The 23242-nt window shown below is 72.9% G+C and carries 20 protein-coding genes; 6 read left to right on the top strand and 14 right to left on the bottom strand.

Annotation, left to right across the window (positions count from 1 at the left end):
* Positions 1-164: 164 nt before the first annotated feature.
* The 12 genes from QSJ40_RS03315 to QSJ40_RS03260 form a co-directional block, all read right to left on the bottom strand.
* Positions 165-1325, bottom strand: a complete 1161-nt coding sequence (locus QSJ40_RS03315; RefSeq protein ID WP_285728686.1) for an FAD-dependent monooxygenase — start codon at positions 1323-1325, stop codon at positions 165-167.
* Positions 1322-2206, bottom strand: coding sequence for an alpha/beta fold hydrolase (locus QSJ40_RS03310; RefSeq protein ID WP_285728684.1), 885 nt, complete (start codon positions 2204-2206; stop codon positions 1322-1324). The genes QSJ40_RS03315 and QSJ40_RS03310 overlap by 4 nt, the downstream gene beginning before the upstream one ends.
* Entirely contained in the window at positions 2196-4517 is a 2322-nt protein-coding gene (locus QSJ40_RS03305; protein WP_285728682.1) for a beta-ketoacyl synthase N-terminal-like domain-containing protein, read from the bottom strand. Before QSJ40_RS03305 ends, QSJ40_RS03310 begins: the two co-directional genes overlap by 11 nt.
* Positions 4514-5851 carry a beta-ketoacyl synthase N-terminal-like domain-containing protein gene (locus QSJ40_RS03300; protein WP_278856653.1) on the bottom strand — a complete coding sequence of 446 codons (1338 nt, stop codon included), beginning with the start codon at positions 5849-5851 and terminating at the stop codon, positions 4514-4516. The genes QSJ40_RS03305 and QSJ40_RS03300 overlap by 4 nt, the downstream gene beginning before the upstream one ends.
* Positions 5848-6336, bottom strand: coding sequence for an ApeI family dehydratase (locus QSJ40_RS03295; protein ID WP_053447732.1), 489 nt, complete (start codon positions 6334-6336; stop codon positions 5848-5850). Before QSJ40_RS03295 ends, QSJ40_RS03300 begins: the two co-directional genes overlap by 4 nt.
* Positions 6333-7658, bottom strand: coding sequence for a beta-ketoacyl-[acyl-carrier-protein] synthase family protein (locus QSJ40_RS03290; RefSeq protein WP_285728679.1), 1326 nt, complete (start codon positions 7656-7658; stop codon positions 6333-6335). Before QSJ40_RS03290 ends, QSJ40_RS03295 begins: the two co-directional genes overlap by 4 nt.
* Positions 7655-8089: a hotdog family protein gene (locus QSJ40_RS03285; RefSeq protein ID WP_006214245.1), complete on the bottom strand. Its 435-nt coding sequence runs from the start codon at positions 8087-8089 to the stop codon at positions 7655-7657. Before QSJ40_RS03285 ends, QSJ40_RS03290 begins: the two co-directional genes overlap by 4 nt.
* Positions 8090-8111: 22 nt before the next feature.
* A complete protein-coding gene (acpS, locus tag QSJ40_RS03280) occupies positions 8112-8615 on the bottom strand; it encodes a holo-ACP synthase (protein WP_285728676.1) in 504 nt (167 codons plus the stop codon).
* Between the two features lie 2 nt (positions 8616-8617).
* Positions 8618-9025 (bottom strand): phosphopantetheine-binding protein, encoded by a 408-nt coding sequence (locus QSJ40_RS03275; RefSeq protein WP_137802817.1) that lies wholly within the window; start codon positions 9023-9025, stop codon positions 8618-8620.
* A 91-nt stretch (positions 9026-9116) separates the two neighbouring features.
* Positions 9117-9905: a 3-oxoacyl-ACP reductase FabG gene (fabG, locus tag QSJ40_RS03270; RefSeq protein WP_285728673.1), complete on the bottom strand. Its 789-nt coding sequence runs from the start codon at positions 9903-9905 to the stop codon at positions 9117-9119.
* A gap of 47 nt (positions 9906-9952) precedes the next feature.
* Positions 9953-11491: a phytoene desaturase family protein gene (locus QSJ40_RS03265; RefSeq protein WP_285728671.1), complete on the bottom strand. Its 1539-nt coding sequence runs from the start codon at positions 11489-11491 to the stop codon at positions 9953-9955.
* Complete coding sequence (locus QSJ40_RS03260) at positions 11488-12588, bottom strand: 3-oxoacyl-ACP synthase III family protein (RefSeq protein ID WP_285728669.1); 1101 nt, start codon at positions 12586-12588, stop codon at positions 11488-11490. The genes QSJ40_RS03265 and QSJ40_RS03260 overlap by 4 nt, the downstream gene beginning before the upstream one ends.
* An 807-nt stretch (positions 12589-13395) precedes the next feature.
* Between QSJ40_RS03260 and QSJ40_RS03255 the strand changes: the two genes are divergently transcribed.
* Both QSJ40_RS03255 and QSJ40_RS03250 read left to right on the top strand, forming a co-directional pair.
* A complete protein-coding gene (locus QSJ40_RS03255) occupies positions 13396-14319 on the top strand; it encodes an SDR family oxidoreductase (protein WP_268144003.1) in 924 nt (307 codons plus the stop codon).
* 103 nt (positions 14320-14422) lie between these two features.
* Positions 14423-15232 (top strand): trimeric intracellular cation channel family protein, encoded by an 810-nt coding sequence (locus tag QSJ40_RS03250; RefSeq protein ID WP_285728666.1) that lies wholly within the window; start codon positions 14423-14425, stop codon positions 15230-15232.
* Between the two features lie 26 nt (positions 15233-15258).
* Here QSJ40_RS03250 and QSJ40_RS03245 read toward each other — a convergent pair whose 3' ends face one another.
* Both QSJ40_RS03245 and nirD read right to left on the bottom strand, forming a co-directional pair.
* The gene (locus QSJ40_RS03245; protein WP_285728664.1) at positions 15259-16056 is read right to left on the bottom strand and encodes a sirohydrochlorin chelatase; all 798 of its coding nucleotides are present in this window, start codon (positions 16054-16056) and stop codon (positions 15259-15261) included.
* Positions 16053-16394, bottom strand: a complete 342-nt coding sequence (nirD, locus tag QSJ40_RS03240; RefSeq protein ID WP_061710765.1) for a nitrite reductase small subunit NirD — start codon at positions 16392-16394, stop codon at positions 16053-16055. Before nirD ends, QSJ40_RS03245 begins: the two co-directional genes overlap by 4 nt.
* A 236-nt stretch (positions 16395-16630) precedes the next feature.
* Between nirD and nirB the strand changes: the two genes are divergently transcribed.
* The 4 genes from nirB (at position 16631) to QSJ40_RS03220 (ending at position 22617) form a co-directional block, all read left to right on the top strand.
* Positions 16631-19270 carry a nitrite reductase large subunit NirB gene (nirB, locus tag QSJ40_RS03235; RefSeq protein WP_285728659.1) on the top strand — a complete coding sequence of 880 codons (2640 nt, stop codon included), beginning with the start codon at positions 16631-16633 and terminating at the stop codon, positions 19268-19270.
* A 57-nt stretch (positions 19271-19327) separates the two neighbouring features.
* A complete protein-coding gene (cobA, locus tag QSJ40_RS03230; protein WP_285728658.1) occupies positions 19328-21322 on the top strand; it encodes a uroporphyrinogen-III C-methyltransferase in 1995 nt (664 codons plus the stop codon).
* A gap of 153 nt (positions 21323-21475) precedes the next feature.
* Positions 21476-22183 (top strand): deoxyribose-phosphate aldolase, encoded by a 708-nt coding sequence (gene deoC / locus QSJ40_RS03225; protein ID WP_024290040.1) that lies wholly within the window; start codon positions 21476-21478, stop codon positions 22181-22183.
* A 137-nt stretch (positions 22184-22320) separates the two neighbouring features.
* Positions 22321-22617 (top strand): hypothetical protein, encoded by a 297-nt coding sequence (locus QSJ40_RS03220; protein ID WP_024290039.1) that lies wholly within the window; start codon positions 22321-22323, stop codon positions 22615-22617.
* Positions 22618-23242: the final 625 nt, after the last annotated feature.

Below are 23242 nucleotides of genomic sequence, written 5' to 3'. Positions count from 1 at the left end.
GGCTCGTCGAGCCGGTATCGGCGACGACGTGCGAGGCGGAGGCACAGGCATCCGGTCTCATCACATCAGCCCTGGTCGGCTGGGTCTATGGGGATTCCGTCGACTCCCCGTGCGCTGTCCTGCCCGCCCGCACCCCCGACAGATGTCACGGGTGGGCGGGCGGGTCACAGCACGGGGATGATCTCCTTCTGCGCGGTGCCCCAGGGATGCGTGCGGTAGATGGCGCGCAGGACGATCTCGTTGCGGACGGCGATCATGGGCTTGGCCGTGAAGGTGGAGACGGAGGAGACCTGGCGGGAGGACTTCACGAAGCCGTTGGCCCGGTCCCTGCGCCGCTCCTCGAAGCTGCGCAGCGCCTCGGCCACGGAGGCCTCGCGCTGGAAGGCCAGGGCCACGCTGAGCCCGTCCTCGATGCCCTGACCGGCCCCCTGGGCCATGTCCGGCGTCATGGGGTGTGCGGCGTCACCGATGATCGTGGCGCGGCCACGGCCCCAGTGCTGGAGCGGGTCGCGGTCCAGGATGTGGTTGCGCAGGATGCGCTCCTCCGGGGTCGAGCGGACCATCGACTGGACGTGCGCGGGCCAGCCCCGGAAGCGGCGGATCGCCTCGGCCTGACGTTCCCCCGGCACGTCCGGATACCGCGGCGGCGCCTGCAGCAGCGCCAGCCAGTACAGCTCGCCGTCGCTGACGTGGTAGTGCAGGATCCGCCCGGTGGGGCCCCAGTAGATGGCCATGTCGCCGGGGACCAGCTCGGGGTGCTGGTAGTCGGTCGTGCCGTGCCAGGCGGTCAGCCCGCAGTAGCGCGGCTCGGCGGGGCCGTGCAGCTGGCGGCGGATCACGGAGCCGATGCCGTCGGCGCCGATCACGGCATCCGCGCGCAGGATCTCGCCGTCCGCGGTGCGCACGTCGACCCCCGAGTCCGTGCGGTCGAAGCCGGTCACCGAGATGCCGAAGCGCACGGTGCCCGGCTCCAGGGCCTGCAGCAGGGTCTGGTAGAGGTGCGTGCGCGTCACGCCCACGGCCGGGCAGCCCGCGCCGGCGGCCAGCTTCTCCACGTCCAGGGTCCCGATCTGGCGCTCGCGCCAGGTGAGATAGCGGTGGCGGCGCACCACGGTGCCGCGCTCGATCACCGGCTCGGCCAGCCCCAGCCGGTGCAGGCAGTCGATCACGTTGGGCCACAGGTGGATGCCGGCGCCCAGCTCGGCCGTCGAGGCGGTCTCGCGCGCTTCGAGCACGCGCACGCCGAAGCCCGCCTGCTGCAGCGCGTTGGCCGCCGTCAGTCCGGCGATGCCGCCGCCGACGATCACGATCTCTGCTCTTCTCATGGCTGCTCGATCCTGTCCTCGTCCCGTGCGGCACCCGAGGCCGCAGCCCCGGAGCCCGCGTATTGAACCCTGCTGCCGACGGCCTCCGGCTCCCTCGCCGGAACGGTGCCGACGGCGTGCGAGCCGCGGCCCTCGTCGAGGATCTCGAGGAAGCCGCGCAGCTGCTCGATCAGTTCCGTGGAGTCCTCGACCTGCACGGCGTGGCCGATGCCGTCGAAGGCCACGTGGTGCAGGCGCGGGTGCGCCTGTCGTGCCCTCTGCACGTCCTCGGCGGACATGAGCCCGCCGCGGTCCTCGTCGGCCTGCAGCAGCGCCACCGGTCCGTCGAAGCGCACGAGCAGGTCCTCGGCCGGGCACGGGGCGGCGAACTCTCCGTCGTGGTAGGCCTCCAGCACCGCCGGGTCCAGCTGCTCCGGCGAGCGCGACACCGCTCGCAGGACCAGGGGCGCGTCCGCGAGGTAGGACCGCGTGATCGAGGGATCCGGTCGCCGCGAGTGCAGCGGCGAGTCGATCACCACGAGCCCGTCGATCAGCTCGGGTCTGCGGGAGGCGGCCGCCATCGCGACCCAGCCGCCCAGCGAGTGGCCGCTGAGCACGACCGGCTCGGGGCAGTGCGCCTCGAGGAGGTCGATCAGGTCCCCCGCCATGGCCTCCACCGAGTAATCCCCTGCCGCTCTCCCGGAGAGCCCGTGTCCGCGCAGGTCGGGGGCCAGCTGCGTGTGCTCCTGCAGACCGGCCATGACCGGCTTGAAGACCTGCCAGCGAGCGCCGAGACCGTGGACGTGCACGATCCGCGGCACACCCCGGCCCAGGCTCCCGTAGGCCAGGACGGGGTCGTGCGCGCTCCACAGCTGCGGCAGCGGGCGAGCCTTAGGAGACACCGTGATCCGCCTCGGCCGCGCCCAGCACCAGGGCCAGGTGGAAGCCGTTCGAGCTGGAGGTCGTCACGACGACGGGGCCTTCGGCCTCGCCGCGCGAGATCGCCCCGGCGGCCAGGACCACGTCCAGCAGACCGCCCACGGCGAAGGAGTCGCCCAGCACCGGGCGGCTGGCGTGGCGCTGGGCCTGCGGCAGAACACGGCCCAGGGCCGACTCGGCGGCGGCATCGGAGCCGGCCGAGCCCTTGAGGTCGACCCACACGTGGTGCACGTCCTGCGCCGAGACGCCGGCGCGCTGCAGGCCGTCGCGCACGGCGCGCTCCATGCCCTCGCCCTCGGCCGAGACCGAGCCGATGCCCAGTCCGTCGGAGGCCATGCCGGTGCCGAGCAGCTCGGCCAGCGGCTGGGCACCGCGCTCCAGGGCGGAGTCCCGGTCCTCGATCAGCACGCTGGCAGCGCCCTCGGCGGCGTGCCAGTCGCCGCCGTCGAACAGGCCCAGGTCCCGCAGCCCGCGCACGACCGACGGGGTCAGCGCCTCGGCGGAGGTGCCCAGGATCGCGTCGGCGCGACAGCGCCGGATCTCCTGGGCGCCCATGCTCAGCGTGAGCGCCCCGGCGGCGCGTCCTGCGGTCAGCGTGGTGGTGGGGCCCACGCAGCCCAGGTTCATGGCGACCTGGCCGGCGGCGGCGTTGTAGACGGTGTTCGGGAACAGCGCCGGGTTGGCCGCGGAGGGGTCCTCGTCGAACAGGGGCTGGGCGAAGCGCTCCATGACGTCCATGGGCCCGATCTCGGTGCCCAGGATGATGCCGGTGCGCTCGCCTGCGGTGTGGTCGGCGTGCTCGAGCGCGGACTGCGCGGCCACGACCGAGCCGATCGCCAGGCGATCCATGCGCCGGCGCACGCGGGGGGCCAGCTGCTCCTTGCCGGTCGCCGTGAACAGCCCGACCTGCTGGCCCTCGACCTCGGTGAAGGCCTGTTCGCCAGCGGCCACCGCCTCCTCGAGCGCCGACACCGTCTCCCCGGCGGAGGTCACCGCGCCCAGACCCGTGAGGACGACCCGGCGATCGCTGACCGGCAGGCGCGTGTCCTCGTGATCGCGGGTGAGCACGAGCGAGGCGTTCGCCCCGCCGAAGGCGAAGTTGTTGCAGATCGCCGCGTTCGTCTCCATCGGCTGCGCCTCGATCGGCACATGGCGCAGGTCGCAGACCGGGTCGGGGGTCACGAGCCCGGCGGTGGGCGGCGCGGTCTGGGTCTGCAGCGCCTTGACCGTGACCATGGCCTCGGAGGCCCCGGCCGCACCCAGCAGGTGCCCGATCATGGACTTCGTCGACGACACCCGGATCTGGTCCAGGTCCTCCCCCAGAGCCCGTCGCATGGCGGCGGTCTCGGCGGGGTCGTTCTTGGCGGTGCCCGTGCCGTGGGAGTTCAGGTAGCCGACCTCGGAGGCCGAGACCCCGGCCTGGCGCAGCGCCTCCTGGATGGCCCGGGCCGCGCCGCGGCCCTCGGGCTCGGGGGCGGTCGGGTGGTAGCCGTCGGCGGACAGGCCCAGCCCGGCGAACTGCGCCAGGACCTCCAGGCCCAGCTGCTCGGCCAGGTCCTCGCGCACGAGCACCATCATGGCCGCGCCCTCGCCCAGCGAGAGTCCTTGACGGTCGGCGGAGTACGGCTTGGCCGGCTCCGGCGACAGCGACTCGAGCGAGTTGAACCCGGCGAACAGCACATCGGACAGGGCATCGGTGCCGCCGGTGAGCACGGCATCGGCGCGACCGTCGGCGATCAGCTCGGCGGCATAGCCCACCGCGTTGGCGCCGGCGGCGCAGGCGGTGTTCAGCGACAGGACCGGGCCGCGGATGGCGTGGGCTCCTGCCACGGCCTCGGCCAGGCCCTGCGGGGTCGAGTACGCCAGAGCCTCGCCCTTGCCCTCGCGCCCGGCGCGCTCGTCGAGGTACCACTGCTCGACCGAGAGAAGCCCGGCGTTGCAGGTGCCCAGGACCAGGCCCCAGCGCTCCGGCTCGATGCCGAGTCCCTCGGCTGCGGCCATGGCCTCCTCGGCGGCGATCAGCGCGAAGTCCAGCGCCGGATCGTCGTAGCCCTCGGGGTAGCCGGCGCGATCGGCGGGCTTGTCCAGCGGGGCGACCTCGCCAGCGATGTCCGTGCGGATGCCCTCGGTGGACAGACGCTGGACGGTGCGGATCGCGACGCTGCCGTCGCGCACGCCCTCCCAGGTGGCCTCGGCGCCGCGGCCCTGCGAGGTCACCGCGCCCACGGCCACCACGACGGGACGGGGCTGAGCTGCTGCGTGCTGCTGGTTCATTCGGATCGTTCCCCCTGGTCTGCGGTCTGGTCGGCGGCGCCGGTCCCGGCGGCGCGCGAGGTCTGGGCGCGGCGCAGCACGGCTGCGCCGGACTGGCCCTGGAAGCCCTGGGCGAGTGCGAGCGCACCGGAAGGGCCGTCGTCGGACAGCGGCAGCGGCCGGGCGCTGCCCAGCACGAGATCGAGCTCGGGCTCGCCTGCCTGCTCGGCGGCGGTCCCGACGATCGCCGGAACCGTCCCGGCCTCCAGCACCAGCGCGGCCACGGCCACGTTGAGCAGCCCGGAGGCCGCCGTCGTGTGCCCGGCAGCGCCCTTCACCGCCGTCACGGCCGGACGGGCAGCGCCCAGCGCCTCGCTCAGCGCCTGGACCTCGCGGGCGTCGCCATCAGCGGTCGCGGTGCCCTCGGCCACGACGGCTGCGATCTGCTCGCCGTCGATCCCGGCCCCGGCCAGCGCGGCGCGCACGGCGCGGGCCAGTCCGTCGCCGTCGGCCAGGGGCGTGAAGACCCTGGCGCTGTCCTGGCGGGAGGACACGGCCTCCAGCCCCGCGTAGACGCGGGCCCCGCGGGCGGCGGCGTGGTCGGAGGATTCGAGCACCAGGAACACCGAGCCCTCGCCGAGCACCGTGCCGGCGCCCTCAGCGGCGAACGGGTGCGGCTGGTCCTGCCCGTGCTGCAGCAGCCCCCAGTCCTGGTACTTGGACTGGTTCCACCACGACGTGGCGTCGTCGAAGCCCCCGACGACCACCACCTCGGCCTCGCCCCGGCGGATCGCGCGCAGGCCCATGCCCAGGGCGGACATCCCGGCCTCGGCGGCGCCCGAGACGTAGGCGTTGGTGCCCTTCATCTCGAGCACCTTGGAGATGTAGAACAGCGAGGCGGCCTGCAGGCCCTCGACGTAGAACAGCGGGTAGAAGTCGGCCGCGCCCTCGGCGCCCATGACCTGGTAGTCGACCGAGCCGTCCTCGTCGCGGGCCAGCAGCACGGCGTCCATGACCTTGTCCGGCTCGGAGATCTCCTTGGCGCTGGCCAGGTACAGCCCGGCCTGCTCCAGCTGGCCCTCCAGGCCCGCATCGCGGACGGCATGCACGGCGCCCAGTGCGGCCAGGCGGTCGTTGCGGATCATGTTGCGCAGCATGCGCCGGTCCACGAGCGGCTTCAGCGCCGACTGCAGCTCCGCGACCTCCGCGCTGGCGCGGCAGTCCAGCGACGAGGCGTCGAAGGACTGCGTGGGGGCGACCGCGCTGCGTCCCTCCAGCAGCGCCTCCCAGTTCTGCTCGGCGCTGTGTCCCAGGCCCGTGACGGCGCCGATGCCGGTGATGACGACGTCGCTCATGCGCCGACCTCGCTTCCCTGTCCGGTGCTGTCGGCGCCGTCGACGGTCCCGCGCGCATCCGGCGCGCCGATCGGGGCCACGCGCTCCAGGCGCAGCGCGTTGACCTTCATGACGGACTTGCCCTCGACCGAGGCCGAGGCGCGGTAGGTCTTCTCACCGGTGCGCTTGACCTCCAGCTCTAGGACGTCGCCGGGGCGCACGAAGGTGCGGAACTGCACGCGGGTGGCCCCGCCCAGCTGCAGCGCAGGCGCCGCGGCCTCGGCGGTCTCGTCGGTCGTCGACTCCTCGACGATCGCCGCGAGCTCGGCCAGCGAGCCCAGCAGCAGGACGCCCGGCAGCACCGGGAAGTCCGGGAAGTGGTCGTCCAGCAGGTCCATGGTCCCGCCGACCCCGCGCACGCCGCGGGCGCTCACGCCCGGGACGAGCTCGGTCACCCGGTCCACGCCGGTGAGCTGAGGCATGCGGGTGGTGCTGCGCTGCGTCATCGTGCGGCCTCCTCATCGGCGGGTCGGGCGGGCCGCGCCGCGTCGTCGACGTGGCGGGTGATCACCGTGCAGGCGTTCGTGCCGCCGAAGGCGAACGCGTTGACGAGCACGGCGTCGGTGTCCAGGACCCGGCCAGGCTGCGGGGCGTAGTCCAGGTCGCAGTCCGGATCCGGGTTCTCCAGGTTGATCGTGGGCGGGACGCGGCCATCGGCCAGCACCCCCAGGGCTCCGAGCGTTCCGAGCGAGGAGGCCGCAGCCGTGAGGTGACCGCTCATCGACTTCACGGAGGTCATCACGAGCTCGCCGGCGTGGGCGCCGAAGACCTCGCGCACGGCCTGGGACTCGCTGACGTCGTTGCCCGGAGTGGAGGTGCCGTGCGCCGCGATGTAGCCGATGCGCTCGGCGGGGACCCCGGCGTCTTCGACGGCCCGGACCATGCACTGGGTCACCCCTCCCCCGGGAGGCGGCGGATCCGTCATGCGGTAGGCGTTCATGGTGGCGGCGTAGCCGGCGATCTCGCCCAGGATCGGGGCGCCGCGGCGCAGGGCGGACTCGCGCTCCTCGAGCACGAGCATGATCCCGCCCTCGCCGAGCACGAAGCCCGAGCGGTCGTCGCTGAAGGGCCGGGAGGCGCGCTCGGGCTCATCGGCGTGGTCCTTGGTCAGCGCTCCCAGCAGGGAGAAGCCCAGGACGTCGAGCCAGGTCACGAGCGAGTCGTAGCCGCCGGCCAGGGCCGCATCGGCCCCGCCCTCCTGGATCTGGCGGAAGGCCTCGCCGATCGCGTGCCCGGAGGCGGTGCAGGCCGTCGAGACGGACTCCACCGCTCCGCGGAAGCCGGCCTCTCGGGCCAGCACCGCGGCAGGGATGTTCTGGTCTCGGCGCAGCACGTCCTCGATCAGCGGCCTGTGCAGGGGCAGCTCGGACTTGACCCGGTGGAAGAACTCGGCCATCTCCTGCAGGTCGGGACGGCCGGCGGTGGCTCCGACCACCACGGTGCGGCGGTCGGCCTCGTCCTCGTCGCGGGCGGCGGGCAGCCCGGAGCGGCGCAGCGCCTCGAGCCCGGCGGCCACGCCGAAGGCTCCCTGCCGGGAGAGCAGCTCGGCCTCGGCGACGTCGGGCACCAGCGTGCGGGCATCCTCCACGGGCACCGTGCCGGCGATGCGCACGGGGTAGGTCGAGGCGTCGAACTGGGTGATCTCCCGGACGCCGCTGCGACCGGCCACCAGGGACTCGAGGGTCGACTCGGCGTCCAGGCCCAGCGGCGTCACGGCACCGGCGGCGGTGATCACCACGCGGCGGCGGGCGGTCTGGGCGGGGCTCATGCGCGCACCAGCGTCTCGTAGAGCCGCCGCGAGGTCTCGCGGTCCTGCAGCGTCTCGGCGTCCATGAGCGAGCACATGATGTCCTCCGCCTCGAGCACCAGCTCGCCGTCGGCCGCGGCGCGGCCGCTGAGCACGGCGATCTCCTCGGTCCAGCTCACGACCGTGCCGGTGAGCTCCAGGCGCTGGCCGGGGCGGACCAGCCCGTGGGTGCGCAGCTCGCCCACCTGCAGCAGCGCCGCGCGGCGGGTCAGCTCGGTCGAGCCCATGATCAGCCAGGTGCCGGCCTGGCAGATGCTCTCGAGCACGAGGCTCGGCGGCATCACGGGCGGCTCGCCCTGCCAGTAGGGCTCGGCCAGCGAGGTCGCCTTGACGGCGCGCACCGACTCGTGCGGCCTCAGCTCCTCGATCCGATCCACGAGGTGGAATCTCATCAGTGCTCCTGACGGTGGTGTGTCAGCTGGTGGTGGTCGCGGCCGGCGCGGCCGGCACCGGGGCGACCCAGCGGCTCGGGCCGCAGGGCGGTGCCTGCGCCGCCGTCGTGCCGCGTTCGGAGGCGGCCGCGTAGAGGACGACCTGGGCGATCGCGTAGTCACGGGTGTGCGAGAGGCTCACGTCCGCACCGGTGAGGCCCAGCCGGGCGGCGGTGGCCGCCGCGCGCCCGGTGAGCTCGAGCCGGGGCCGGCCGCTGAGCTCGCGCTCGATGCCGATCTCCGTCCAGCCCACGCCCCGGCTCATGCCGGTGCCCAGGGCCTTGAACGCGGCCTCCTTGGCGGCGAACCGGGCGGCGAGCCGCTCACCGCTGCGCCGTCCGCCGCGCAGCGCGTAGGCCAGCTCGGCGGCGGTGAACAGATCCGGCAGGCGGTCCGGGAACCGCTCGGCGAGGCGAGCGAGCTTCTCGGTCTCCACGAGGTCCACGCCCACCCGCACCAGCTCAGCCTGCGGTTCCCGGACCGTCATGATCAGGCCCGGGAGGCGACGAGCTCGGTCAGGTTCGCCACGGTGAAGTGGCTCATGACGTCCTCGGGCGAGAGCTTGCCGTCGAGGTCCTTCTCCGCGATCTGGGGCATGACCTTCTTGAGCTGCTCCATGCCCTTGGGGGTGATGACGTCGGCGTCCTCGTCGCCGAACTCCTCGTCGGGGATGCCGCCCTGGACGTAGCTGGCCAGCTCGTCGGACTGGATCTTCACGCCGGTGGCGCGGTCGATGCGGAAGAGGATGTCGAGCAGGTCGATGGACTCGGCGCCCAGCTCGTCGAGCAGGGTGGACTCGGGCGAGATCTCGTCCAGGTCCAGGGCCAGTGCCTCGGCCACGCAGTCGCGGACCTTCTCGTAGAGCTCGGTGTTGGTCTCAGCGATCGAAGCGGTCATTGCGCTCTCCTTCTGTGTGTCAGTCCGAGCGGTGTGCTCGGCGGATCCTTCGGGGTGGTCGGGTGGTTCGCGGCGCGCCGGTCGGCGCGGGTCACTTGGGCCGGCCGAGGCCGAGCTGGGCGGCGGCGCCGCCGTCGACGGCCAGGCACTCGCCGGTCATGTAGGCGGAGTCCTCGCCTGCCAGGAAGGACACGACGCCGGCGATCTGCTCCACAGCTCCGAACCGGCGCATGGGCAGCTGCCTCTTGATCCCCGCGCCGGACTTCGCCACGAGCTCCTCGACGAGCTCGGTCGGCACGAAGCCGGGCATCACGGCGTTGACGCGGATGCCGAAGCGGGCCAGCTCGACGGCCGAGCAGCGGGTGAAGGCGTTGATCGCGCCCTTGGAGGCGGAGTAGTTGGCCTCGCCCACCCAGCCGCGCTCGCCCATGACGGAGGACATGTTGATGATCGAGCCGGCACCGCGGGACATGAAGTGCTCCAGCACGGCCTTGGTGCCGTTGAAGACGCCGCCGAAGTTGACGTCCATGACGGAGCGCCAGTCCTCGGTCTGCATCGACGAGATCAGCACGTCTTTGGAGATCCCGGCGTTGTTCACGACCACGTCGAGCTGCCCGAAGGCCTCGATCGCGCTGGCGGCCGCGGCCTTCATCTGCTCGAGGTCGGCCACATCGCCCTGCACGGCGATCGCCTCCACGCCGAGCTCGCGGAGCTGCTCGACGGTCTCCTGCGCGGCCTCGGCGCCGGAGCGGTAGTTGACCGCCACGTCGAAGCCGTCCTGGGCCAGGCGCAGGCTCAGCGCGGCGCCGATGCCGCGGGAGCCGCCCGTGACCAGGGCGGCCCGGCGCCCGGCGCCCTCGGTCTGGTTCTGCTCGCTCATCTGATTCCTCTCGGTTGCAGCTGACATGTGCTTCGGGTCCGGCTCTTTCAGGAACCGGCCCGAGCGGCTTCACGCAGCGACGACGGCCCGCCGAACGACGGCACGGCCCCGGGGAGCCCGTGGCGCTCGGCGGCCAGCTCGGCGACGGCTCGGCCCGAGGTCAGGGCCCGCAGCGACGACTCGCCCTCCTCCGACCAGTGCCCCGCCAGCAGCAGGCCCTTGAGCGGGGTGACGTGGGGCAGGCGCTTGGAGGCGGTCTGCGACGGGGTGTTCTCCCAGCCGTAGGCCGCTCCCCCGCGGTTGCCCGTCCAGCGCGCGTAGGTGGCCGGCGTGGCGGTCTCCATCACGTCGAATCCGTCGCGGAATCCCGGGAAGGCCGTCTCGACGGCGGCGATCATGTCCTCTGCCAGCTCGGGCTTGGCCGCCGACCAGTCCCGGGACAGCTCGGCCGGCACCAGGCCGGTGATCGTCACCGAGTGCCTCCCGGCCGGGGCCATGCCGGGATCCACCAGGGTGGGCACCGAGGCCCAGAGCCCGCCGGGGCGCCCGTCCTGCAGCTCGGCCCAGGTCCGGCGGTGGTCCCAGTGGCGGAAGACGATGTTCTCGTCGACCATGCCCAGCTGCTGCGGGTCGCCGTCGAAGCCGCCGAACAGCGTCACGGCGGAAGGGGCCAGCGTGTAGCGCTCCACGCGCCGCTTCCAGGACGCGGGCAGGGCGTCCCAGCCCACGAGCTCTGCCAGCAGCGCGGTGCCGTCGGAGGCGCCGATCACGGTCTCGGCCAGGATCTGCTCGCCATCGACCAGCTCCACGCCGGTCACGGCGCCGTCGGCGCTGAGCACGCGGGTGACCCCGGCGCCGGTGCGCAGCGTGCCGCCGGCCGATTCCAGCCCGCAGACGATCGCATCCACGAGGGACTGGAAGCCGCCGCGCGGGAACCATCCGCCGGTGTGGAAGGTCTCGAGCATCTGGTTGAACAGCAGGAAGGACAGCCGGTCGGGGCTCGAGCCCAGGTACGGCCAGATCGCTCCCATGACGGCGCGGGCGCGCTCGTCGTCCAGGTACGGCGCGATGGCCGACTCGACGGTCGAACGACGGTGCTCGAGCACGCGCGGGACGCGGGCCATCACCGCCTCAATGTCCTCGGCGCGATCGAGGCGCTGCGGCATGGACGAGGTCTGCTCGTAGAGCTCGCGGCGCATCTCGAACAGCTCGGCCAGGCCGCGGGCCTGAGCCGGGAACGCGTCCTGATGCGCGGCCAGGAAGTCCTCGCGCCCGGTGGGGGCGACCATCGAGAAGCCCGGCAGATCCACCCGGTAGATCTCGCCGAAGCGCTCGAAGACGACCTGATCGGCCACGCCCAGGTGCTCGAGCAGCAGGCCGATATAGGCCTCCGGCCGCGCCTCCACGGTCACGTGGACGGCCGGATCGAAGGTGAAGCCGTCGCGGGTGAAGGAGCGGGCGCAGCCGCCGGGGCCGTCGGCCTTCTCCAGGACGACGACGTCCAGCCCGACTCGGGCCAGCAGGGCTGCGGCGCTGAGCCCGGACAGGCCCGCGCCGATCACGATCGCATCGTGGCGGGCGCTCATGCGTCCCGCCCGGTGCTCGCAGGAGCCGGCGCGGTCCAGTCCAGAGTGATCCCGGCCCAGATCCACTTGGTGGCCTCGACGCCGATCAGGCTGACGCGCTGGCCGACCTCGATCATGCCCGAGCGCCAGGCGTGATCGAGGAACAGCGGGACGGCGGCCGAGCCGCAGGCGCCGGTGTCGGCGAGGTTGTCGAAGACCTTGCCCTCGAGGGCCTTGAAGTCGGCGTTGAGCGTGCCCTGCTCCTCCATGGAGTCCAGCAGCCAGCCCACATTGCCCTCGGGGATCAGGCACCAGTCCAGATCGGCCGGTGTCGCCCCGGCGGCGGCCAGGGTCCCGGACAGCGCCTCCAGGACCATCACGGGGGTGAACTCGCCTGCTCCGACCACGTCCACGCGCAGATCGACCAGGCGCTTGGTGCGCTGCTGCTCCACGAGCGGCTTGAACGTGCCTCCGCCCACGGCGTGGATGCCGGGCTTGCGGTTCCCGCCGATGGCCTGCTCGGCCCCGGGCTCGAGGCCCTTCGACTCGTCGTCGGAGGCCTCGACCACGATGGCGCCGGCGCCGTCGGAGAACATGTAGATCGGCACGCGGTCGCGCATGCGGATCTTCTCCTTGGGCATGGCCAGGTAGGTCCCGGCCAGCACCGGGGAGATGCACTCCGAGCCGATCACGAGCACGCGGCGCCGCGTGCCGGCCGCGATCTGCATGCGCGCGATCTCCAGTGCCTGCACCGTGCCGGCACCGGCGGAGCGCAGCTCCATGGTCGCGACCTTCTCCAGCCCCAGCTGCTCCTGCACGTAGCCGACCGTGGGCGGCAGCGTGTACTCGGGGGTTCCGGTCGAGAGGATGATGCCGTCGATGTCCTCCGGGACCAATCCCGCCGAGTCGAGGGCGCGACGAGCGGCCTTGGTCGCCATGTCGGCGTTGGACTCGCGGTGCTCGCCGGTGCGCGGGTCGATCAGCCAGAAGCGCTGCTGGATGGACAGCCCCTCCAGGACCTCGGCCGGCAGCTCGCCGGCCAGCTCCTCGATCACGTCATTGCCGATGGGCTCGCCGGGCTGGTAGCCGCCGACGCCGGTGATCCGTGCTCGTGCCATGGTCCGTGGGGTCCTCTCGGAGGTGCTCGGGTGGTGCTGGGTCTTCGGGCAGTGCCCATCAGGGGCCGCTGCAGGGGCGGTGCGGTGGAGCCTGGCGGACGCGCTGCGCGTCCTGCTTCCGGTCTGGGAGCCGCTCGCGGCCGGCTCGGTCAGGTGCGGGCTGCTGCCCGTGCTCCGGCGAGGCGCAGAGCGGCGCGGCTCGCGGCGGCTGCCGTCGGATCGGCGACGGCCTGCCGTGCCACCGCCCCCGTCGCGTGCATGCCGGCGCCCTGTCCCTCGAGCGCTGTTGCCTGTCAAGCCATGCTGCAGCCTCCCTCTGGCCTGTGGTCCTGCTCGAGCGGTGTGCTCCACCGCCGTGCGGCTCGGAGAGGGCACCGATGCACTGCACGCATCGACTGCGCCTGCCCGTCGAGCCCGCAGCCTCACCGGCTTCCGCGCCGCGCCCGCCTGGCGCACCCTTCCCAGGGGCGCCGTTGTTCGCGGGCGGTCCCGGCGCGGACGTCGCACCGCGGTCATCGCCCTGGATCAGGTGGGCTCGCGCGGCGCGAGGTTCCGGTCACTGCCGAACTCGAGTATTCATCGTGGCACGTCACGGGCCTGCGTCCAGTCTTAAGTGCATTTTCGCGGCGTGATTGCCCCCCGAGCGGGGAACGTGATCCCCCAGGAGTGTGGACACCCCGTCTCGCCCGGACCGGACACGCCCCGTCACATCCCCGCCCGCGCCGCGCGCCCTCCCAGGCCGGTGCCCCACGATGAAGGGGATCTCGGCCTCCGCACGGCCGCCGCACCCCACCAGGAGGACAGGACATGGATCGCACGGACCGCACGCCCGCCCCGCAGCAGGACCCGCAGACGCGGGCCTCCGGAGCTCCGCGCACGATCGCCGTGATCGGCAGCACCGGGCAGCTCGGCCGCAGCGCCGTCGAGGTCTTCGCCGCCCGCGGCCACCGCGTCCTGGCAGTGGCCCGCGGCCGGCAGACGGACCTGCCGGCCGGCGTCGAGGCCCGCGTGGCCGACGTGACGCGCCCGCAGACCCTGCCGGGGGCGCTCGAGAGCGCCGAGGCCGTGCACCTTTCCCTGAGCGGAGGCAATGATCCCGAGCAGATCCGCGCCGTCGAGGACGAGGGCGTGCGGCACGTGGCACGGGCGGCCGGGCAGCTGGGCATCACCCGGATCTCGATGATCTCCGGCATGTACGCCCGCCCCGAGTTCGCCGATCACCCCGGCGAGGGAGCCAAGGTCCGCGCCGAGCAGCACCTGCTGGCCGCGCGCACACCGGCGACCGTCTTCCGACCGGCCTTCTTCGCCGAGACCCTCGAGTCCTTCGTGCAGAACGGGCGCGGCATGCTGCTGGGCCCGCAGCCGCACACCCTCCACCCCATCATCAGCGCAGACCTCATGGATGCGATCGCGCGCAGCTACGCCATGCCGCAGGCCCAGGACCGCGTCTTCGAGGTCACCGGCCGCGAGCCCATGACGCTGAAGTCCGCGCTGCGCCGCTACCTGAAAGCCACCCGCCCCGGGGCCAAGGTCACCGTGATGCCGCTGTGGTTCATGAACCCCGTCAATCGCCTGTTCATGAAGGGCGGGCTGACCCGCGCCCTGGACACCATGGGACTCATGCAGGCCCACGGCGAGATCGCCGACCCGACGACCTACTTCCAGGTCTTCGGCGAGCAGACCACCCCGTTCGACACCTGGCTCGAGCAGCAGCCGGTGCGCAGCGCCTGAGCCGCAGCCCCTGCGCGCTGTCGCCCCGCGTCGCGCTGATAGCCTCGGCGGGGCCGCAGACCGCGGCCCGTTGTCGTGTCGGCATCCCGATGAGGAGGCGGTCGTGCAGCTGCTGGACCCTGAGGCGGTATTCCGCGCTGTCGACCTGGCGGGGGTGTTCGTCAACGCCGTGCTCGGCGGAGCGATCGCCCGCTCCCTGAAGCTGGACATCATCGGCTTCCTGGTCCTGGCCGTGCTCTCCGGGCTGGGCGGCGGCATGATCCGCGATGTCCTGCTCCAGAACGGCAGGCCGGTGGCCCTCAGCGATCCGACCTACCTCATCACCGCGCTGATCGGCACGGGCCTGATCTTCAACCTCCCGATCAAAGGCCGCTGGATGCACCGGGCCCTCTCGGCGGCGGATGCGCTGGCCCTGGGCTGCTGGGCCGCCACCGGCGCCTCCAAGGGGCTGGCCGCCGGGCTGGGCTGGATCCCGGCGATCATGCTGGGGATGATCACCGCGGTCGGCGGCGGCGCCGTGCGCGATGTCTGCATCGGCCGCGTCCCCGGCATCTTCGGCGGCAACACCCTCACGGCCACCACTGCGTTCGTCAGCGCGTTGACCATGGCCGCCGCGTGGGAGCTGGGTCGACCCAACTGGGGCATGGGGGCCGCGATCCTCCTGGCGGCCCTGCTGACCGTGCTCACGCGCACCCTGGGGTGGACGCTTCCGGGTCAGGGCGGCTGGGATGTCGGCTCGGCAGGGCGGCAGCTGGCCCGCACCGCCAGCGCCAAGAGGCCGCGGATCGTGGTGCACAAGGGTCGGCTGGGCCGGCAGCGCAGCCAGCGCAATGAGCAGGCCCGCACGGGGATGGTGCCCATCGTCCAGGTCGAGCGGGAGGACTCTGCCGCCTCGGACAAGGACGACGACTGAGCGCACTCACCTGCCGCCGCCCGGGCTCAGCGCCCGCCTGAGGCCAGCAGTCGCAGGCCCTCCTGCCGGCGCTGCAGCACGATCTCCAGGATCTCCTCGGCCACTGCGTCCTCGGCGAGCAGCGGCGCCGAGATCCGCTCGGCTCCGGCGTCCGCGGCCCGGTCGTGGAACTGCCCCGGCGCCAGCAGGAACGACGCCGCCGTGACCGGCCGCCCCGTCCGCTTCCGCACCGCCTCCACGGCCTCCGGCGCCGATGGCTGCGCGGCCGAGACGAAGCCCGGCTCCACGGGGCGCTCCAGACGCCCCGCGAGATCCTGCGCCTGGGCGCGGACATCGGCCACCGCGCGCGCGTCGGAGGAACCGGCGGCGATCAGCACGATCGGATCCTCGCTGCGCTCGCCTGCCCCGGCCGCGGCGTGGCCGTCTTCGGCCGCAGCGGGCTCCTGCTCAGCCTCCGCCAGCCGGCGCGCGAGCAGCGTGGAGAGCCGCGGATCCGGTCCCAGAGCACCGACGACGACATGGTGCGGCCGCCCGTGCACGGCCAGCTCAAGATCGTGGCGCACGTGGTAGCCGGCGGACAGCAGCAGGGGCACGATCACGACCGGGCGATCAGCCAGCTCGGCGCATCGCTGAGCGACATCCGGGGCCTGCACGTCGACCCAGGTCTCGACCACCTCGGTTCCCGCCAGCAGGCGCCCGACCTGCTCGGTGATCCGTGCCGTGGCGCGCTGAGCCGTCGGCGAGCGCGAGCCGTGCGCGCACAGCAGCAGCACGGGGTCGACCTCGGACCGGGGTCCAGGGGCTCCGGCGCCCCGCGCGCTCACGGGCGCAGCGCCACGACGACCCGGCCCTGCGGGGAGACGGTCGCGTCGTGGACGGGCAGCTCGTAGGCATCGGTCGTGAGGCACTGGCCCGTGCGCAGGTCGTAGACCTCCTTGTAGAGCGGGGAGGCGATCGTGGGGGTCCCGTCGAGCGTGGCGCCCACGATCCCGCGGGCGATCACGAGCGCGCCCGAGCGGGGATCGGCGTGATCCACCGCGGCCACGGTGTCGTCCGGCAGCCGGAAGACGGCCACCTGGCGGCCCTCGACCAGGGCGACCTCGCCCCAGCCGGTCTCCAGGTCCTCGAGGCGGCATATCTCGACGGCGGTCGTGGCGCTCATGATGCGGCTCCTTGCCTGGGTCCTCGGGCGCGGCGAGCGCCGTGCCCGGTGTGCGAGCCCTCCGCAGGAGGCCTCGAAGGGCGCCGCGAGCTCGGCGCGGCCCTGTCGTGAACCGTACCCGCAGGCCGTTGCCGCGCGCAGGTCCCGCAGCATCTGAAGGCAACTGAGGTCCTCCTTGCCCGGGGGCGCGTGGTCTGATCGGAGCGAGCCCACCCGCGATGCGAAGGAAGCCACTCATGTCAGAGACCACCGCCCAGGACACCTCGACCGGACGCCGGATCCTCGTCATCGGAGGCGGCCCCGCCGCTCACCGCTTCGTGCAGTCCATGCTCAAGCGCGGGCTCGGCCAGGACACGATCACGGTGCTCTCCGAGGAGCAATGGACCCCGTACGACCGCGTGGCCCTGGAGAAGCTGTTCGTGGACGCCGAGCGCGACCTCACGCTGGGCGATCCGCATATGTGGCAGACACCGGGCATCGAGCTGCGCTCGGGCCAGCGCGCCGCCGAGCTGGACGTCAAGGCCCGCACGGTGCTCACCCGCAGCGGCGAGACCTTCGCCTACGACGAGCTCGTGCTGGCCACCGGCTCGAACGCCGCTACCCTGAACATCCCGGGCGCCCACCGGGTCCACGTCTTCCGCACGATCGACGACGTACGCGGCATCGTGGCCGAGGTCGAGCAGCTGAAGCAGAAGCTGGGGCGCGCCCCGCGCGGGGTGGTCGTGGGCGGCGGTCTGCTCGGTCTGGAGGCCGCCGCCGGGCTTCTGGATCTGGGTGCGGAGGCCACCATCCTGGACGTCGCAGAATTCCTGCTGTGCACCCAGATGGACCGCGAGGGCGGACTGGCCGTCAACTCGCTGATGCGCGAGCAGGGCCTGGACGTGCAGTGCTCGAGCTATATCCAGGGCGTGGAGCTGGACGAGCAGGAGAACGTGATCGGCGTGAACGTCGCCGACGGCCCCGGCCCCGAGGCGGTGGTGCGCCGGCTCGAGGCGGACATGGTCATCCTGGGCGTGGGCATCCGCCCCCGCTCCGGCCTGGCGCGGCGCTCAGGCTTCCATCTGGACCCGCGCGGCGGCGTGGTCGTCGACGAGGCCTGCCGCACCTCCGTGGCCCACGTGTGGGCCATCGGCGAGGTCGCGCACATCCTGGGCCAGACCTGGGGCCTGGTGGGCCCTGCCAACAAGATGGCCGAGGTCGTGGCCGATCGCCTCCACGGCGGGGACGGCGAGGTCTCCGGCTTCGACACCTCGACCCGGCTGAAGTTCGCCGGCGTGGACGTGGCCTCCTTCGGCGACGTCTACGCGACCACGCCCGGGGCGATCGAGGTCGGCTACTCCGATCCGGTGGCCGGGATCTATCAGAAGCTCGTGGTGGCCGAGGACCGCGAGACCCTGATCGGCGGCGTGTTCGTGGGCAATGCCGAGCCCTACGACGCCCTGCGCCCCCTGCAGGGCCGACCGCTGCCGGCCGAGCCGGCTCGCTACCTCTCCGCGGCCGGCGGCGACGCCCCCGAGACCGAGCTGCCCGATGACGCCATCCTGTGCTCGTGCAACGGTGTGCCCTTCGGGGAGATCCGCCAGGCCGTGCGCGACGGCCACCAGTCCGTGCCGGAGCTGAAGAAGTGCACGGATGCCGGCACCCAGTGCGGTTCGTGCGTGCCGATGATGCACAAGACGCTCGAGAAGACCATGGCCGAGATGGGCCTGACGGTCTCCAAGGCGCTGTGCGAGCACTTCGAGCTCTCGCGCGCCGAGCTCTACGCGGCGGTGCGCGCCACCGGCATCCGCACGTTCCCGGAGGCTCTCGAGCGCTTCGGCAGGGGTCAGGACGGCTGCGCGATCTGCAAGCCCACCATGGCCTCGATCCTGGCCTCCCAGCCGCACGCCTACGTGCTCGACGAGGGCCGCGGCACCCTGCAGGACACCAACGACCGCAACCTGGGCAACATGCAGAAGGACGGCACTTACTCGGTGGTCCCGCGTATCCCGGGCGGAGAGATCACCCCGGAGAAGCTCGCGGTGATCGCCGAGGTCGGGCACGAATACGGGCTCTACACCAAGATCACGGGCGCTCAGCGCATCGGGCTCTACGGCGCCCGACTCGAGGAGCTGCCCGCGATCTGGAAGCGGTTCGTGGACGCGGGCTTCGAGTCCGGGCAGGCCTACGGCAAGTCCCTGCGCAACGTGAAGTCCTGCCTGGGCTCCACCTGGTGCCGCTACGGCGTGCAGGACTCCGTGGGCATGGGCATCCGCCTGGAGAACCGCTACCGCGGGCTGCGCTCGCCGCACAAGTTCAAGATCGGCTCCTCGGGCTGCGCCCGCGACTGCGCGGAGTCCCAGTCCAAGGACATCGGCGTGATGGCCACCCCCGAGGGCTGGACGCTGTATCTGGGCGGCAACGGCGGGGCGAATCCCGCTCACGGCAGGGTCTTCGCCGAGTCCGTCTCGGAGGCCGAGCTCGTGCAGTACGTGGACCGCTACCTCATGTACTACATCCGCACCGCGGACAAGCTGCAGCGCACCGCCCGATGGCTCGAGGACCTCGACGAGGAGTACGGCGACGGCATCGTCCACCTCAAGGCGGTGCTGATCGACGATTCCCTGGGCATCTGCGCCGACCTGGAGGCGGACATGCAGCGCCAGGTCGAGGGCTACGAGGACGAGTGGGCCGCGACCCTGCGCGACCCGCAGCGCCTGCGCCGGTTCCGCCCGTTCGTCAACGACCCGGATGCCTCGGACGACTCCGCCCGCCAGTACGTGCTCGAGCGCGAGCAGATCCGCCCGGCCACCCCGGAGGAGATCGCCGCGGCCGAGGACGGCTCCGGGCCGGTGCTGATCTCCGGGACCCGCATCCCGGTGGGCGCCCGGGGCTGAGCCGCACTCCGCCGGGGCGTGGACCAGACGACCGGCCTGCCGTTCTAGGCTGATCACATGCTTCTCGACACCTCTGTGGACGGCGTTCGCCTCCTGCTGCTCGGCGCCGACGACGACTCCCGCCCGGCCAGGCGCTTGCGCGCCGCCGGCGCCGAGGTCCGCGCGGTCGCCGGTCCGGCTGGTGCCGCCGGCGCCGAGGTCCGCGCGGTCGCCGGTCCGGCTGGTGCCGCCGGTGCTGGTTCCGGCGCCGCGGCCGAGGCGGGCGAGACACCCGGCGACGAGGCCGCTGCCGAGCAGGCCCTGAGAGGCGGGGCACCGGGACTCGTCGTCGTGGTCGGCGATCGCGCCCCTTGGGAGGGGCTGCTGCTGCGGCTCCGTGAGGCCCACGGACCCGTGCCGGTCTCGGTCGTGCCCGCCCCCGGCAAGGGCGTGTCCCTGGTGGGCGGCGGCCCCGGTGCGCCGGAGCTGATGACAGTGCGCGGGCTGGAGGCCGTGGCCGATGCCGACGTCGTGCTGCTGGACCGGCTGGCCCCGCAGGGCGTCGTCGAGACCCAGGCCCCGCACGCCGAGATCGTGCGCGTGGGCAAGTGGCCCGGGCACCACCCGGTGCCCCAGGAGCAGATCCAGCGCCAGCTGCTCACCGCGGCCTCCCACGGCCGCCGCGTGGTGCGCCTCAAGGGCGGGGATCCCTACGTCTTCGGCCGCGGCGGGGAGGAGGCCGCCGACTGCGAGTCCTGGGGCATCCCCGTGGAGACCATTCCCGGCATCACCTCCGCCGTGGCCGTGCCCGGCGCGGCTGGCATCCCACTGACCTTCCGCGAGGTCTCCCGGGCCTTCACCGTGGCCTCCGGGCACGTGCCCTTCGACGACGACGAGCTGGCCGGCTTCGCGCGGCTGCTGGGCACCGGAGCCACCCTCGTGGTGCTGATGGGGGTCTCCACCCTGCCGCAGCTCGTGAGCGGGCTGATGCGCGCCGGGGCCTCCCCCGAGCTGCCGATCGCCGTGGTGGAGAAGGGCTTCTCCCCCGATCAGCGCACGCTCACGGGCCAGCTGGGCAGCGCCGTCGTAGACCTGGCCTCGGCGGTCTCGCCCGCGGTGACCGTGATCGGGCCGGTCGCCGCGCTGGCCGCCGAGGACCGCGAGCGCGTGCTCGGCGAGCTCACCCCGCACCGGGCCGTGGCACCGCCCGACACCGCGCAGAACGACCTGCCGCTGGCCGGGCGGCGCATCGCGGTGACCGCCCACCGCCGGGCCGAGGACCAGATGGGCGCGCTGCGCCGTCGCGGGGCCGAGGTCCTGGCCGCTCCGTCGCTGAAGCTCGTGCCCGTGGAGCAGGAAGAGCAGGTCATCGCCGACACGCGCCGCCTGCTGGCCGCACGCCCGGGGCTGTTCGTGATCACCACGGGCTACGGCTTCAAGCGGTGGTGGGAGGTCGTCGAGGCGGCCGGGCTGTCCCAGGAAGCGCTCGAGGTGCTCTCTGAGGCCGATCTGTGGGTGCGCGGGCCCAAGGGACGGGCGGCCGTGCGCAATCTGGGGCTGCAGGACGCGGGCATCTCCCCCGACGAGACCCTGCCCCGTCTCGTCGACCTGATGCAGGAGGCCTACGGCCGCGGCCTCAGCGGCGCCGTGGTGGGCTGGCAGGAGAACGGGTTCGCGGATCGGGACCAGCGTCAGCGCCTGGCCGAGGCCGGGGCGCAGATCCTGACGGTCACCCCGCACCGATGGGCCGACGCCGATGAGACCGGCGCCGTGCCCGAACTCGTGCGCGAGGTCTGCGCCCGACGGATCGATGCAGTCACCTTCACCTCGGCCGCCGGCGCCCAGGCCCTCGTCTCCGCAGCCGCCGCCCTGGGACTGGCCGAGGACTTCGCCGCGGCCTTCCACCCGGGGCAGGACGCATCGGCCCGCGCGGTGGTCGCGGCGACTGTGGGGCCGGTGACCGCTCAGCCCCTCGAGGAGGCCGGGATCCCCGCCCTGGTGCCCGAGCGATTCCGCATGGGCGCCATGATCAACCAGCTCTGCGACGTCCTGGGACCCGGGCAGCAGCCCTGAGGCGCACTGACGAGTTCAGCGAGCCGGCGTCGGGGCTGCCCGATACCCTCGACAGCAGAGACCGCCGAGCCGCCCACAGGCCGCCGCGCGGCATCAGAGTTACTGCTCGTCCGCACAGGGCGGGATCCCCCACACATGAGGAAGGCCCAGCACATGACCTCCGCCTACGACCCCACCGAGCGCCAGCCCATCTCCTCGCTGTCGGACATCACCGCCGCGGACATCGCCTCGCGCGTGGATCACACCCTGCTCAAGCCGGAGGCCTCCGCGGAGGCCATCGACCAGCTGTGCGCCGAGGCCCGTGAGCACGGCTTCGCCTCGGTGTGCGTCAACGGAGTGTGGGTGGCCCGTGCCGCCGAGGCCCTGGCGGGCTCGGATGTGCTGGTGTGCGCCGTCGTCGGATTCCCCCTGGGCGCCTCCACGCCCGAGGCCAAGGCCTGGGAGGCCCGCGAGGCCATCCGCAACGGCGCCCAGGAGATCGACATGGTCCTGGACATCGCGGCCGCCCGCGCCGGCGACCGCCCCACCATGGAGCACGACGTCCGCACAGTGGCCGAGGCCGTCCACGAGGGCGGGGCGCAGCTGAAGACCATCATCGAGACCTGCCTGCTCGAGGACTCCCAGAAGACCGTCGCCTGCGAGGCAGCCGTGGCCGGCGGCACCGACTACGTGAAGACCTCCACCGGCTTCTCCACCGGCGGCGCCACGGTCCAGGACGTCGAGCTGATGCGCGCGGCCGTGGGCCGAGGCATCGGCGTGAAGGCCTCCGGCGGCATCCGCACCCACGAGGCGGCCGTCGAGATGCTGCGCGCCGGGGCCTCGCGCATCGGCGCCTCGGCCGGAGCCGCCCTGCTCGGCTGAGCCGCCGCGCGCCCTCGGGCCACAGCTGGGCTCGCGGGCAGGGGCTCGGAGCGGCCGCTGCACGAAGGACGTACACTGGCCGTCAGGAACCCGCACGATCGCGGCCGCACGCGCCGCACCATGGAAACGAGGACTCAATGGCTGTCGATGCCCAGGGACGCAAGGTCCGCCGTCATTCCGGCGAAGGCACCGGCGCGGTCAGCCTGATCCTGCTGATCGGCGCCATGGCCACCATCCTGGTGAGCTTCTACCTGTTCGCCTACCACGATAATTGGCTCTTCCTGCTGGGCATCGGCGTCTACGGAGCGGCCCTGCTGGTCCCCACCGGGATCATGGCCTCCAAGACCCGCTCGCGCCCCATCGGCGGGCACGAGACGGCGCTGGACCTGCCGGCCTCGGCTGCGACCAACATCAGCAAGCCCGCCGGCCACTGAGCCTCGTCCGGAGCATCTTCCGGCCCCTTCACGGCGCGCCGCCCCTCCCCTCGCGGGATCGGGCGGCGCGCCGTCGTCGTACCCAGGAATGTGGCCTCGGCAGCGTTGCGGGCCCGCTGCCGCCCCGAGCCGCCAGGAGGAGTCGCCTGTGCAGGCCTTCGCGGCGCGAAGGCCTGCACAGGCGATCTCTCACGGGCGGACACGCAGGGTATGGGCAGGAATGAGTACGCGGTCGAGGATCGTCGCCGAGGGGACCCATCCGCCGCAATTCGGGCCCGGAAGGCCGTCCGCTGCGTCCCCTCGGCGTGCTCCTGTCTCCCGCAGTCTCGAACGGGATGGCTGGGGGTGCCGGCTGGGGAGGGCGGACGGGACGACAGAAGCCCCGCACCGACCAGGGTGCGGGGCTTCTCCTGCGTCACGGGCCGAAGGGCCTGCGCGACGCGCGCGGGTCGTCAGCCGCAGCGAGCTGCCCGAGGGTCAGGTGCTCCATCTGCGGGTCTGCCGCTTCAGCGGGAGGTGCTGGTGCCCCCAAGGTCACAAGCACCTTCTGCACAGTACAGCGGCAGGGTGGTGAACCCGTATCCGCTCAACCTTCAGAAGAATAGGTGAGATGTCCTCGATCAGG

The sequence above is a fragment of the Kocuria sp. NBRC 114282 genome (genome assembly GCF_030268385.1).
Classification (GTDB): Bacteria; Actinomycetota; Actinomycetes; order Actinomycetales; family Micrococcaceae; genus Kocuria; species Kocuria palustris.
The sequence above is the reverse complement of the archived record's forward strand: the minus strand, read 5'-3'. Positions and strand labels throughout refer to the sequence as shown.